Source organism: Streptomyces sp. NPDC031121, from assembly GCF_055570615.1.
On the sequence record NZ_JBVIGV010000017.1, the window covers coordinates 80,987 to 93,331 of the forward strand.

Genomic DNA, 12,345 nt, shown 5'->3' on the forward strand with positions numbered 1-12,345 from the left:
GGGACGGACGGGCATGCGGTGCGCAACGGCCGGCGGAGCCGCCGAGTGAGGCTCCTGCACACCTCGGACTGGCACCTCGGCCGGTCCTTCCACCGCGTCAACATGCTCGCCGCGCAAGCCGCGTTCATCGACCACCTCGTGGACACCGTCCGCGAGCACCGCGTCGACGCCGTCCTCGTCGCCGGCGACGTCTACGACCGGGCCGTGCCCCCGCTGCCCGCCGTCGAGCTGTTCGACCGCGCCCTCCACCGGCTCGCCGACCTCGGCGTACCCACCGTGATGATCTCCGGCAACCACGACTCCGCCCGCCGCCTCGGCGTCGGCGCCGGACTCATCGGCCGGGCCGGCATCCACCTCAGGACCGACCCCGAGGGCTGCGCCGACCCGGTCCTCCTGGCAGACGAGCACGGCGACGTCGCCGTCTACGGGCTGCCCTACCTGGAGCCGGCCCTCGTCAAGGACACCGTCGGCGCCGCGAAGGCCGGCCACGAGGCCGTGCTCGGCGCGGCCATGGACCGCGTCCGCGCCGACCTCGCCGGGCGGTCCGCCGGCACCCGCTCCGTCGTCCTCGCCCACGCCTTCGTCACCGGCGGGCAGGCCAGTGACAGCGAACGCGACATCGCCGTCGGAGGCGTCGAGGCCGTCCCGGCCTCCGTCTTCGACGGGGTCGACTACGCGGCCCTCGGCCACCTGCACGGCTGCCAGACCATCGGCGAACGCATCCGCTACTCCGGTTCCCCCCTCGCCTACTCCTTCTCCGAGGCCGACCACCGCAAGAGCACCTGGCTCATCGAGCTCGGGCCCGCCGGCGAGATCACCGCCGAGCGCGTCGACACCCCCGTGCCCCGGCCCCTCGCCCGGCTCCGCGGACGGCTCGACGACCTCCTCGACGACCCCGCGCACACCGTGCACGAGCACTCCTGGATCGAGGCCGTCCTCACCGACCCCGTCCGCCCCGACGACCCCATGGCCCGCCTCACCGCCCGCTTCCCCCACACCCTCAGCCTCGCCTTCGACCCCGAGGGCCGCGAGGAGGACGGCGGCGCCACCTACGCCCAGCGGCTGCGGGGCCGCACCGACCAGGAGATCGCCGAGGACTTCGTCGCCCACGTCCGCGGCGGCGCCCCCGACGAAGCGGAGCGCGCCGTCCTGCGCGACGCCTTCGAGGACGTCCGCACCGCGGCCGCCGCCGGCGGGCAGGAGGCCCGCCGGTGAGGCTCCACCAGCTCCGCATCACCGCCTTCGGGCCGTTCGCCGCACCCCAGGAGGTCGACTTCGACGCCCTGTCCGGCGCGGGCATCTTCCTGCTGCACGGACCCACCGGAGCCGGCAAGACCTCCGTCCTCGACGCCGTCTGCTACGCCCTGTACGGGGCCGTGCCCGGCGCCCGCCAGGCCCCCGGCACCACCCTGCGCAGCGACCACGCCGACCCCGGCACCCCCACCGAGGTCACCCTGGAGTTCACCGCCGGCGGCCGCCGCCTGGAGATCACGCGGCGCCCCGAGCAGGACCGGCCGAAGAAGCGGGGCACCGGCACCACCCGCGACAAGGCGCAGAGCCTGCTCCGCGAGTACGACGGCCGGCAGTGGACCGGGCTGAGCAGGTCCCACCAGGAGATAGGCGAAGAGGTCGAGCAGCTGCTCGGCATGAGCCGCGAGCAGTTCTGCCAGGTCGTCCTCCTCCCTCAGGGCGAGTTCGCCAGGTTCCTGCGGGCCGACGAGAACGCACGCGGCCGCCTCCTCGGCCGGCTCTTCGACACCCGCCGCTTCGCCGCCGTCGAAACCCTGCTCGCCGAGCGCCGCCGCGCCGCCGAGGCCCAGGTCCGCGCCGGCGACGAGAAGGTCCTCGGCACCGCCCAGCGGATCGCCCAGGCCGCCGGCGACTGCGCCGACCTGCGCGCCCGACCGCTGCCCGGCCTGCAGCCCGGCGACCCGGGCCTGGCCGAGGCCGTCCGCGCCTGGGCGGCCGTCGCCCGCTGCTCCGCCCGCGAGCGCCTCGCCGTCGCCGAATACGCACTCGCCGCGGCCGAGGGCCGGCACGCCGCCGCCCGCCGGGCCGCCGAGGAGGCCCGCGAACTCGACCGGCTCCAGCGCCGGCACGCCGAGACGGCCCGCCGGGCCGCCCTCCTGGAGCAGGCCGCCCCCGAACGGCAGCACGTCCGCGACCTCCTCGACCGGGCCGCCCGCGCCGCCCTGGTCGCGCCCGCGCTCGACCTGCGCGAGGCCGCCTCCGCGGCCTGCCGGGCCGCCGCCGCGGCCGAGGCCGCCGCCCGCACCGAACTCCCCGCCTCCCTCGCCGGGGCGGGCGCCGAGCAGCTCGCCGCCGTCGAGCAGCGGCTCCGCGAGGACCTCGGGGCGCTGGGCGCCGCCCGCCGCGCCGAGCAGCGCTCCGCCGAGACCGCCCGCGAACGGGCCGTCCTGGAGCGCGAGGCCCGCGACGCCGAGGAGCAGCTGCGCGAATCCGCCGAGTGGCTCGACCGCTGGGAGGAGACCCGTACCGCCCTGGCCGCCCGCGTCGACGCCGCACAGCAGGCCGCCACCCTCGCCGAGCAGCTCGCCGGCCGGCTGGAGCCCGCCCGGCTGCACCTGAACGCCGCCCGGCGCCGCGACGCCCTGGACGAGGACGCCCGGCGCACCGACGCCGCACTCCTCACGGCGCGCGAGGAGTCCGCCGCGGCACGCGAACGCTGGCTGGAGCTCAAGGAGGCCCGCCTCCGCGGCATCGCCGCCGAACTCGCCGGCGCGCTCGTGCCCGGCGAGCCCTGCACCGTCTGCGGTGCGGCCGAGCACCCCGCACCGGCCCGCCCCGCCCCCGGGCACGTGGACCGGGCAGCCGAGGACGCCGCCCACACCCGCTACGAGCAGGCCGAGGAGCACCGCGCCGCGCTGGAGCGGGAGCGCGCCGCCGTCCGGCAGGCCCGCGCCGAGGCCGCGGCCGCCGCCGGCGACGCCACCACTGCCGAACTCCTCGCACTCACCCGGGACCTCGGCTCCCGGCACGCCACCGCCCACGCCGCCGCCGCGGGTCTGCACGCGGCCCGCGAGGAGCTGGCCCGCGCCGAGCGCGAGCACACCGCGCGCGCCGCCGACCGGCTCGAAGCGGAACGCCGCGCCGCCGCCCGGGCCTCCCGGCGTGAGGCCCTCGACCGCGAACACGCCGCCCTCGAAGCCGAACTGGCCCTCGTACGCGGCGACGCCCCCACCGTCGCGGCCCGCGCCGGCCTCCTGGAGGGCCGGGTCCGCATGGTCACCGCGGCCGCGGCGGCGCTGCGCCGGTCCGAGGCGGCCGCCGCCCGGCTGAAGGAGGCCGACGGCCAGCTCGCCGACGCCGCCTTCAAAGCCGGCTTCGACACCGTCGCGGACGCGGCCGCCGCCGTCCTCCCGGACCACGAGCGCAGCGCGCTGCGGCACCGGCTCGACGCGTGGCAGGCCGAGGAGGCGACGCTGGCCGACCGGCGCGCCGAAAGCGACACCGCCGCCGCGGCCGCCCTCCCGCCCGCCGACCCCGCCGGCGCCGAAGCGGAGGCCGAGCGGGCCGCGGCCCGGCTCCGCACCTCCGCGTCCGCCTTCGACGCGGCCCGGACGCGGTGCGCCGAACTGGACCGGCTCTCCCGCCAGGCCGACCTCGAACTGCGCGCCCTCGGCCCGCTGCGGGAGGCGTACGAGCGGGTCGCCCGGCTGGCGGCGCTGACCGCGGGCACCTCCGCGGACAACGAGCGGAAGATGCGGCTGGAGGCGTACGTCCTGGCCGCGCGCCTGGAGCAGGTCGCGGCCGCCGCGTCGGTACGGCTGCTGCGCATGTCGGGCGGCCGCTACACCCTCGTCCACTCCGACGCCAAGGCGAGCGGACGCGGCCGCTCCGGCCTCGGCCTCCACGTGGTGGACGCCTGGACCGGCCGCGAACGCGACACCGCCACCCTGTCGGGCGGCGAGACCTTCTTCGCCTCGCTCGCCCTCGCCCTCGGACTGGCCGACGTCGTCACCGACGAGGCAGGCGGCGTACGCCTCGACACCCTCTTCATCGACGAGGGCTTCGGCAGCCTCGACGACCAGGCCCTCGACGAGGTCCTCGACGTCCTGGACTCGCTGCGCGAACGCGACCGCAGCGTCGGCATCGTCAGCCACGTCGCCGACCTGCGCACCCGCGTCCAGGCCCAGCTGGAGGTCGTCAAACAGCGCGGCGGCTCGGCGGTCCGCCACCACACGGCGACCGTCACGGACTGAGCGGGCGGCGGGGCAGCGGAGAGGAGTACACCACACTGGTCGTGACCGAGCCGAGCCCGGAGATCCGGCCCGCCACCTCCTCCAGATGCCCCATCGAGCGGGCGGCGACCTTCAGTACGAAGCAGTCGTCGCCCGTGACATGGTGCGCCTCGAGGATCTCCGGGGTGGCCTCCAGCAGATCGTGGAACGGCTTGTAGTTGCCGTGCGGGTAGCGCAGCCGGACCAGCGCCAGAATGGACTTCCCCAGCTTCTCGGGGTCCACCACCGCCGTGTACCCGGTGATCACCCCCGCCTCCTCCAGGCGGCGCACCCGCTCCGTGACGGCGCTCGCGGACATCGACACCGCCCGGGCGAGCTCGGCGAAGCTGGCGCGGCCGTCCTCCTGGAGGGCCGCGAGGATGCGCCAGTCCGTGGCGTCAGGGGAATACTCGGTCATGGGGCACATTTAGCAGGGGAATCCGCGGCAGAACAAGGGGAGGGCCGGGGAAAGTCCCTTCCGCGGTGATCATTCGCGGCCGTAGATTCCTGTCCATGACGACGACACCGAAGCCCGCCGCCGACGCCGCCGACGCCGCCACCTCCGACGCCCAGTCGGCCGCCGCGCCTGCGAACCCCGTCCTGCGGGTTCCCCCGGCGGCGCCCGCCGCGGCCGCCGCCTACTTCGCCGCCGGCCTCGCCTTCCACGCGGACGTGGCCGACGTCGCCGCCGCCTTCCGCGCCCACCGCGAGGAGGGCGCGGACCTCGGCTTCCAGCTGGTCGACTCCCGCTCCACCGCGGCCTGGGACCAGGCGCACATCCCGGGCGCCGTCCACCTGCCCACGGCGCTCATCCCCGAGCAGGCCGAGCGCGTCCTCGACAAGTCCGTGCCCGTGGTCACGTACTGCTGGGGCCCCGGCTGCAACGGCGCCACCCGCTCCGCCCTCGCCCTGGCCCGACTCGGCTTCCAGGTCAAGGAGATGCTCGGCGGCATCGAGTACTGGATCCGCGAGGGCTTCGAGGTCGGGACCTGGCAGGGCCCGCAGCAGCGGGCCGAGGCCGACCCCCTGACCGCGCCGACCGCCGCGGACAACTGCGGCTGCTGAGCCGCCCGCCCCCCCGCCGGGAAGTGCCGGGAACGGGGCCGCCGATCACGCCGGCGGCCCCCGGCCGCTACAGGCGGGACAGCTCCTCCACCAGGTCGTCCAGGCCCAGCGAGCCCTGCGAAAGCGCCGCCATGTGCCACGCCTTCAGGTCGAACGCATCGCCGTGCGCGGCGCGGGCGTTGTCCCGGCCCAGGAGCCAGGCGCGCTCGCCCAGCTTGTAGCCGATCGCCTGCCCCGGCATCGACAGGTAGCGCGTCACCTCGCTCTCGATGAACTCCGCCGACCGGCTGTTGTGCAGCATGAAGAACTCCTGCGCCAGTTCCACCGTCCACCGCTCGCCCGGGTGGAACGGCGAGTCGGCCGGGATCTCCAGGCCCAGGTGCATGCCGATGTCCACGATGACCCGCGCCGCGCGCATCATCTGGCAGTCCAGGTAGCCCAGGCGCTGCTCGGCGTCCTTGAAGTAGCCCAGCTCGTCCATCAGGCGCTCCGCGTACAGCGCCCAGCCCTCGACGTTTGCGCTGACCATGCCGACGCCCGCCTGGTAGCGGGAGAGCCGGTCGGCGACGTGCGTCCACTGCGCCAGCTGCAGGTGGTGGCCCGGAACGCCCTCGTGGTACCAGGTGGAGACCAGGTCGTACACGGGGAAGCGGGTCTGCCCCATCGTCGGCAGCCAGGTCCGGCCGGGGCGCGAGAAGTCCTCGGACGGATTGGTGTAGTACGGGGCCGCCGCCCCGCCCGGCGGCGCGATCATCGACTCGACCCGCTTGACCCGCTCGGCGAGTTCGAAGTGGGTGCCGTCCAGGTTCTCGACGGCCTCGTCCATCAGGCCCTGCAGCCAGGCCCTGACCTCCTCGACGCCCTCGATGTGGGTGCCGTGCTCGTCCAGGTGCCGCAGCGCCTCCCACGGGCCCGCGCCCGGCAGGATCCTGCCCGCCTCGGTCTTCATCTCGGCGAGCAGCCGGTGGTACTCCGACCAGCCGTACGCGTACGCCTCGTCCAGGTCGAGGTCGGTGCCGTTGTAGTAGCGCGACCAGCGGGCGTACCGCTCGCGGCCCACCGGGTCGGGCGCTCCCGCGATCGCCGGGGCATACACCCGCACCATCCACGCCTTCAGGCCGGCCACGGCGGCCGTCGCGACGGAGGCCGCCTCCGCCAGCTCGGCGCGCAGCGCCTCGGGGCCGCCGGCCGCGAACTCGCCGAAGAAGCCCGGGGCGCCGTCCCCGTCCTCGCCGGCCCAGGTGGCGAGCTGGTCGATGAACGTGGCAGTGGCGCGCGGACCGGCGTACAGACCGCGGTCCAGGCCCAGTTGCAGGCACTCCCGGTAGCCGCCCAGGGCCGCCGGGACCGCCCGTAGGCGCCGGGCGATCGCGGCCCAGTCCTCTTCCGTGTCCGACGGGGTCAGCGTGAAGACCTCCCGGACGGCGTGCGCGGGGGAGTGGATGTTGCTGACCGCGCGCAGGTCCTCGTCCGCCTCGTACACCGCGAGCTCGGCGGTGAGGCGCTCCCGCAGGAGGCGGGCGCAGCGCCGTTCGGCGTCGCTGTCCGCGCCGGGCAGCCGCTCGGCGGCGTCGAGGCGGGCGAGGGTCGTGCGGGCCAGGTCGGCCACGGCCGCGCGGCCGGCCGGGGAGAAGTCCGGGAGCCGGTGGGAGCTCGACGCGGCGCCGAGGTAGGTGCCGGTGATCGGGTCGAGTTCGATGAGGTCGTCGACGTAGGCGTCGGCGACCTGTCGCGGCAGCCTGGACGGGACATCGCTGCGGAGGGTGTCTGACATGCGGACATCTTCGTACGGGGGGCGGCCCTGCGTCACCAGCGTTCGCTGTGGGCCTGTGGACTTCGGCCCGTCGCGCCACGGCCGTGCGCCCGGATCGCCCGCGGGGGCTGCCCCCGCGGACACCGGGGTCGGCTGCCCCGCGGACACCGGGGTCGGCTGTATGCCGGGCGCCCGGCCGCGGTGCGGCCCGGTCAGTCCGCGGACCGCTGCTGCGCCTGCGGGAGCGCGGCTGCGGCGCGGGACTCCAGCCGGGCGGTGATCACCAGGGTGCCGTCCTCGACCTGGTAGTCGAGGGGCAGCCCGAGGCCGCGCATCGCCGCGACCATGCCCGTGTTGGAGGCCTGGGTGACGGCGTAGACGCTGCCGCACCCCGCCTCGACGGCCATCGCGACGAGCCGCCGCAGCAGTTCGGAGCCGATCCCGCGGCGCTGCCACTCGTCCTCGATCAGCAGGGCGACCTCGGTTTCGTCCCCGTCCCACAGCAGGTGGCCGAGGGCGATCAGCCTGCCGGAGGCAGTGGTCGCGGCCAAGGTGCGGCCGAAGCGGGGGCCGAGCAGGTGGTCGAGGTAGCGGTCGGCGTCCGAGACCGGCCCGTGGTAGCGCAGGCCGAGTGTGCGTTCGGAGCAGCGGTCGTGCATGGCGCGGGCGGCGGCAAGGTCGGAGCCGTCGGCGCGGCGCACCGTGATCTCGTTGCCCTCGGGCAGCGTGAGGACGTCCTGGCTGCGGGGGACGCGCGGGCCGAGCCGGGCGTCGAGGTCGACCAGGGCGCGGGCACGGGCGAACTCCGTCGGGGTGAAGGGAAGGTGGGGCCGCTCCACGGTGATGGCCCCTCCCGAGGGATCCCGCAGCCGCATGACGGTGGACTCCAGGACCCCCTCGGGCGGCACGTCGGCGTCCGCGTTGGGGCGCCCGGACAGAGTGGTCGCGGGGACGGAGTGGATGGTGCAGCGTCCGAGCAGCCGGCGCAGCGACAGCGGCAGTTCGGCGGCGTCGAGGGCGGTGCGGGTGGCGAGGGCGAGCAGCCGGGTCGGCGGGTCGACCAGGTCGTGGGCGTCGGCCCGCTCGATCCAGGTGTCGCGGCCGCCGGCGGCCGCGACGGCTCGTGCCAGGCCGGCGGACGGCAGCCGGCCGGGCGCGCGCAGCAGGAACTCGTCGACGGTGCCGCCCTCTGGCAGCGGGTGCGTCTGAAGGGTGAGGATGTCCACGCCGGCCCGCGCGAGCGCCGTGCACAGCGCGGCCAGGCTGCCGGGCTCGTCGCGCACGGTGGTCCGCATCCGCCACAGCGCGGCCGCGGCCGGGGCGGGCGCGTGCGAAGCGGCGGCAGGGTCGCCGTGCGCCCCCGCGGGCCCCGTATCGGAGGGCGCCGTGCTCGCGGGGGGCGGTGCGTGGCCGTGGCGTCGCGCCCACCAGGTGTGGAACGCCGCCGTCGCGACGAGCGCCGCGGCCGAGGCGACGAGCAGGGCGGGCCCGCTCGGGCCGTGCACGACCAGGTTGGCGATGCCGTCGGCGACCGCGACGGCGCAGAACAGTGCGGCCAGCTCGACGGCGTCGCGGCGCCAGTGGTGGTGGCGGTGGTGGGGGCGGTGGTGGGAGCGGGCGGAGGCGGAAAGCTGTTCAGTCATGCACGCCACTGTGGCGGAGGGGTGTTGCGTGATCACGAACGGTCTGTGTCCGCCTGGTTAAGTGTCCATCTGGCCGATTTCGCCCTGTTTTCGGGGCGGTCGGCCCGTCCCTGCTGCCGGTCTCAGCGCGTCGGGCGGCCGTTGGTCCGTACGGTGTCCAGGACCACCCGGGCGACCAGAGCGGGGTCGTCGTTCATCGGGACGTGGCCGCAGCCGCGCAGCCGCACCAGCCGCGCGTCGCGGACGACGTGCTTGGCCCGCACCCCCTGGCGGGGCAGGAGCAGCCGATCCCGCGAACCCCAGGCGATGGTGACCGGAACGCCCGGCACGTCGTCGGTGAAGCGCACCGAGCGGCCAGCCGCCAGAGTCTCCTCGAATCCGGTGGCCTGCCGCAGGGCCAGCGTCTCGGCGACCACCGCCTCCGGCGAACGGCGCGCGGGGCGGGCGTAGATGGTGCCGGTGAGCGCGGTCCGGCCGGCGGCGCTGTGGGAGAGGCGCTCCAGCGTCGACAGCGGCAGGGCCATCGCGCCGACCCGCATCGCCCGCAGGGTGGCGAAGGCGTACCGGCGCTCGGCCTCGGTCCAGAAGCCGGCCGGGGAGAGCGCCGTCACCGAACGGGCCAGGCTGTCGCGGCCCATTTCCAGCGCGAGGAGTCCGCCGAGGGAGTTGCCGACCACGTGCGGGCGGTCGGCGCCCAGCACCGAGCAGAGTGAGCCGAGGGCGGCGGCGACCGTCGGCAGGTCGTAGGGGACGCCCTCCGGCAGGGGCTCGGAGGTGCCGAAGCCGGGGAGGTCGACGGCGATGACGTCGTGCTCGGCGGCCAGGATGTCGGTCACCGGCTCCCAGGCCTGGAGGTGGTGACCGATGCCGTGCAGCAGGAGGAGCGGTTCGCCGGAGCCCTTGCGCTCGTAGGCGACGGAGGCGGTGCGGGGGCCCAGCGGCGTGTCGACCGGGAAGGAAACCGTGGCGGTCATGCTGCTCCTCGTCGGGGGGAGACGCGTGTGAGACGGGCTGTCAGTAATGACTACGTCATGATTACCGTCCGGTAAGGCGTCACTACAAGCCTGTGGCGCGGGCGTGTCGGAGCGGGCCTGCAGGCCGGCCGGTCGGAGGGCGGCCAGGGCGCGAGTCGGCGCTGGACGCCCGGCGGGGGCGGCTCGGGACGAGCGCGAACATCGCATGAACGGCGTGATGCGAATGCCCGGTCTGCCCGGGAAAGGGGGGACCATTGGTCTTGACCAAGGTGCCGCACCGCCCTATGGTCGCAGGGATAGTGCAAGAACCTTTAATAAACAAGGGCGCGGAACTGCCGCTGGAACACGGCGATTGCAGCGATGGCAGGAGGAGTGAGGGTGGGGACCACGCAGCTGGAAACGGTGCCGGAGCCGAAGTACTGGCACCTCAAGACCGTCCTGAGCGAGGCACTCGACCGCGACTTCGCCGTCGGTGAGGTCCTGCCGAACGAGCGGGACCTCGCCGCCCGCTTCGGCGTGGCCCGCGCGACCCTGCGCCAGGCCCTGGAGCAGCTCGAACTCGAGGGCCGCCTCCAGCGCCGCCGCGGAGTCGGCACCACCGTCGCCCCGCCGCGGGTCGGCGTCGCCGTCGGCGGAGCCCGCCAGAGCTGGCCCGGCGAGGGCGCGGACGGCTGGGAGGCCGTCGACGCCGCCGAGGCGCTCCCGCCCGCAGCGGTGGCCGGCCTCCTCGGCACCGCCGCCGAGCAGCCCGTCCACACCGTACGGCGGACCCGCGTCACGCACGGCCAGTCCGTCGCCGCCGAGCTGATGTACGTCCCCGCCGCCTCCGTGCCCGGCCTGGCCGCCATCGACGCCCCGGCCGGAGCGGCCCGCGCCCGCGCCGTCCTGCGCGAACTCCAGCGGCTCATCCTGGACGGCCAGGACCGCTCCGTCGAGCTCGGCTCGGCCCGCGCCGACGACGCCAAGGAACTGGACCGCCTGCCCGGCGCCCCCGTCCTCGTGGTCACCACCCGCTACTTCACCGCCGCCGGAACGGCCGCCGTCTCCGTCGCCACGTACCGCGCCGACACCTGCCGCCTCACCTTCGGCGACTCGGGCGTCGAGATCACCCACGAGGACCGCGCCGCCTCCTGACCCCACGCGGCCCCGGGGGGGGGGGGGGGGAGGGGGGGGGGGGGGGGGGGGGGGGGGGGGGGGGGGGGGGGGGGGGGAGGGGGGGGGGACGAACCTCCCACCCCCCCCCCCCCCCCCCCCCCCCCCCCCCCCCCCCCCCCCCCCCCCCCCCCCCCCCCCCCTCCCCCCCCCCCCCCCGGGGCCGGGGGAGCACCGCGACCGCGGGACCGGGATCGGGAGTGTGACGGGGGAGGGGAGGCAGGAGGGGAGGGCGGTACAGGCGACGGGGCGCCGCGCGGCGGCCCGCCGGCAGCTCAGCGGCGGCGGGAGGTCACGGACTTCTCCACGGCGAACAGCTCCTCCTCGACCTGGTCCAGCGCCAGCCGCAGGGCACCGGTCGCCACCGCGGCCTCGCCGAGCAGGGACTGTGCGACCCGCGGCGGACGCAGGCAGTAGCGCTCCAGCTCCCGTCGCAGCGGGTCCAGGACGCCGTCCAGTCCGGCGGCCCAGCCGCCCACGACCACCAGCTCGGGGTCCATGGCCAGCACCAGCGCGGCCACGTCGTGTACGAGCCGCTGGATGAAGCGGTCCACCGCGGCCACTGCCTGCTCGTCCCCGCGCTGGGCCATGGCGAACACCTCGGCCACGGCCTGCTCGTCCAACGGGTGCAGCGGCTCGCCCGTCGTCGAGAGCAGTTTCTCGGGCGTCACTTCCCGCCCCAGCAGATGCAGCGCACCGATCTCGCCCGCCGCCCCGCCGTACCCGCGGTGCAGCCGTCCGCCGATCAGCGAACCAGCCCCCGGGCTGAGGCCGGCCATCACGAACACCATGTCGTCGGTGTCCTGCGCCGCCCCCTTCCAGTGCTCGGCGAGCGCCGCCGCATTCGCGTCGTTCTCCACCTGCACCGGACAGCGGAACGACCTCCGCAGCCGCTCGCCGAGCGGCAGCCCCGTCCACCCCGGCAGGGCCGTGCCCAGGCGCACGGTGCCGTCCGCCTCGACGATCCCCGGACTGCCCACGCCGACCGCCCGCAGCGAGTCCCGGGGCACCCCGGCCCTCCGCAGCAGATCGGCCACCGCCGCACGGACCCTGTCGAGCCGCTCGTCCGCCGGCGCCGTCTCGGCGACGTCCTTCGTACCGGCCCCGATCACCCGGCCGTCCAGCCCGGACAGCAGCACCGCGATCCGGTGCGAGCCGATCTCGATGCCGAGCAGATGCCCCGCCTCCGCCCGGAACCGGAAGCGGCGGGCAGGCCGCCCCTGGCGCCTGGCACCCTCCTCGGCCTCCGCCTCCACAACGAGCCCCGTGCCCATCAGCTGCTCCACGACGCCCTCGACGGTCGGCCGGGAGAGCCCGGTCACCCGCGTGAGATCGGTGAGCGTCGGCGACTGCGCGGCCCGCAGCGCGCGCAGCACCACGGCCGAGTTGATCCGCCGGAGCAGAGAGGGATCCCCGCCGGTCAGCTGCCCCAACGTCGTTTCCTCCCAGCCGGCGAGCCTGTCAGCCGGATCGTACTGCCCGCCCGCGGCAGCGGCGAGAAGCGCCCCCTGGCCGCA

The 12,345-nt window shown here is 76.0% G+C and carries 9 protein-coding genes; 4 read left to right on the forward strand and 5 right to left on the reverse strand.

Annotation, left to right across the window (positions count from 1 at the left end; genetic code table 11):
• The first annotated feature begins 45 nt into the window (after nucleotides 1-45).
• A complete protein-coding gene (locus ACZ462_RS27980) occupies nucleotides 46-1,215 on the forward strand; it encodes an exonuclease SbcCD subunit D (RefSeq protein WP_467805261.1) in 1,170 nt (389 codons plus the stop codon).
• Entirely contained in the window at nucleotides 1,212-4,223 is a 3,012-nt protein-coding gene (locus tag ACZ462_RS27985; RefSeq protein ID WP_467805263.1) for an AAA family ATPase, read from the forward strand. Before ACZ462_RS27980 ends, ACZ462_RS27985 begins: the two co-directional genes overlap by 4 nt.
• On the opposite strand, the gene ACZ462_RS27990 is transcribed toward ACZ462_RS27985, so the two are convergent.
• Nucleotides 4,213-4,659 (reverse strand): Lrp/AsnC family transcriptional regulator, encoded by a 447-nt coding sequence (locus tag ACZ462_RS27990; protein ID WP_344331736.1) that lies wholly within the window; start codon nucleotides 4,657-4,659, stop codon nucleotides 4,213-4,215. The genes ACZ462_RS27985 and ACZ462_RS27990 overlap by 11 nt on opposite strands.
• Before the next feature lie 95 nt (nucleotides 4,660-4,754).
• Between ACZ462_RS27990 and ACZ462_RS27995 the strand changes: the two genes are divergently transcribed.
• On the forward strand, nucleotides 4,755-5,306 hold the full coding sequence (locus ACZ462_RS27995; RefSeq protein ID WP_467805264.1) for a rhodanese-like domain-containing protein: 552 nt from the start codon (nucleotides 4,755-4,757) through the stop codon (nucleotides 5,304-5,306).
• 67 nt (nucleotides 5,307-5,373) lie between these two features.
• On the opposite strand, the gene ACZ462_RS28000 is transcribed toward ACZ462_RS27995, so the two are convergent.
• From ACZ462_RS28000 to ACZ462_RS28010, 3 genes are all read right to left on the reverse strand, one after another.
• On the reverse strand, nucleotides 5,374-7,080 hold the full coding sequence (locus tag ACZ462_RS28000) for a DUF885 domain-containing protein (RefSeq protein WP_467805265.1): 1,707 nt from the start codon (nucleotides 7,078-7,080) through the stop codon (nucleotides 5,374-5,376).
• 191 nt (nucleotides 7,081-7,271) lie between these two features.
• Nucleotides 7,272-8,702, reverse strand: a complete 1,431-nt coding sequence (locus ACZ462_RS28005) for a GNAT family N-acetyltransferase (protein WP_467805267.1) — start codon at nucleotides 8,700-8,702, stop codon at nucleotides 7,272-7,274.
• A gap of 122 nt (nucleotides 8,703-8,824) precedes the next feature.
• A complete protein-coding gene (locus ACZ462_RS28010) occupies nucleotides 8,825-9,676 on the reverse strand; it encodes an alpha/beta fold hydrolase (RefSeq protein ID WP_467805268.1) in 852 nt (283 codons plus the stop codon).
• Nucleotides 9,677-10,054: 378 nt separating this feature from the next.
• Between ACZ462_RS28010 and ACZ462_RS28015 the strand changes: the two genes are divergently transcribed.
• Nucleotides 10,055-10,810 carry a GntR family transcriptional regulator gene (locus ACZ462_RS28015; protein ID WP_467805270.1) on the forward strand — a complete coding sequence of 252 codons (756 nt, stop codon included), beginning with the start codon at nucleotides 10,055-10,057 and terminating at the stop codon, nucleotides 10,808-10,810.
• 293 nt (nucleotides 10,811-11,103) lie between these two features.
• Here ACZ462_RS28015 and ACZ462_RS28020 read toward each other — a convergent pair whose 3' ends face one another.
• The gene (locus tag ACZ462_RS28020; protein WP_467805272.1) at nucleotides 11,104-12,261 is read right to left on the reverse strand and encodes an ROK family transcriptional regulator; all 1,158 of its coding nucleotides are present in this window, start codon (nucleotides 12,259-12,261) and stop codon (nucleotides 11,104-11,106) included.
• Nucleotides 12,262-12,345: the final 84 nt, after the last annotated feature.

Bases quoted from the DNA above. Each gene is read 5' to 3' on its own strand.
- ACZ462_RS28005 (WP_467805267.1), bottom strand. From the start codon at position 8,702: ATGACTGAACAGCTTTCCGCCTCCGCCCGCTCCCACCACCGCCCCCAC.
- ACZ462_RS28000 (WP_467805265.1), bottom strand. From the start codon at position 7,080: ATGTCAGACACCCTCCGCAGCGATGTCCCGTCCAGGCTGCCGCGACAG.
- ACZ462_RS27995 (WP_467805264.1), top strand. From the start codon at position 4,755: ATGACGACGACACCGAAGCCCGCCGCCGACGCCGCCGACGCCGCCACC.
- ACZ462_RS28010 (WP_467805268.1), bottom strand. From the start codon at position 9,676: ATGACCGCCACGGTTTCCTTCCCGGTCGACACGCCGCTGGGCCCCCGC.
- ACZ462_RS27990 (WP_344331736.1), bottom strand. From the start codon at position 4,659: ATGACCGAGTATTCCCCTGACGCCACGGACTGGCGCATCCTCGCGGCC.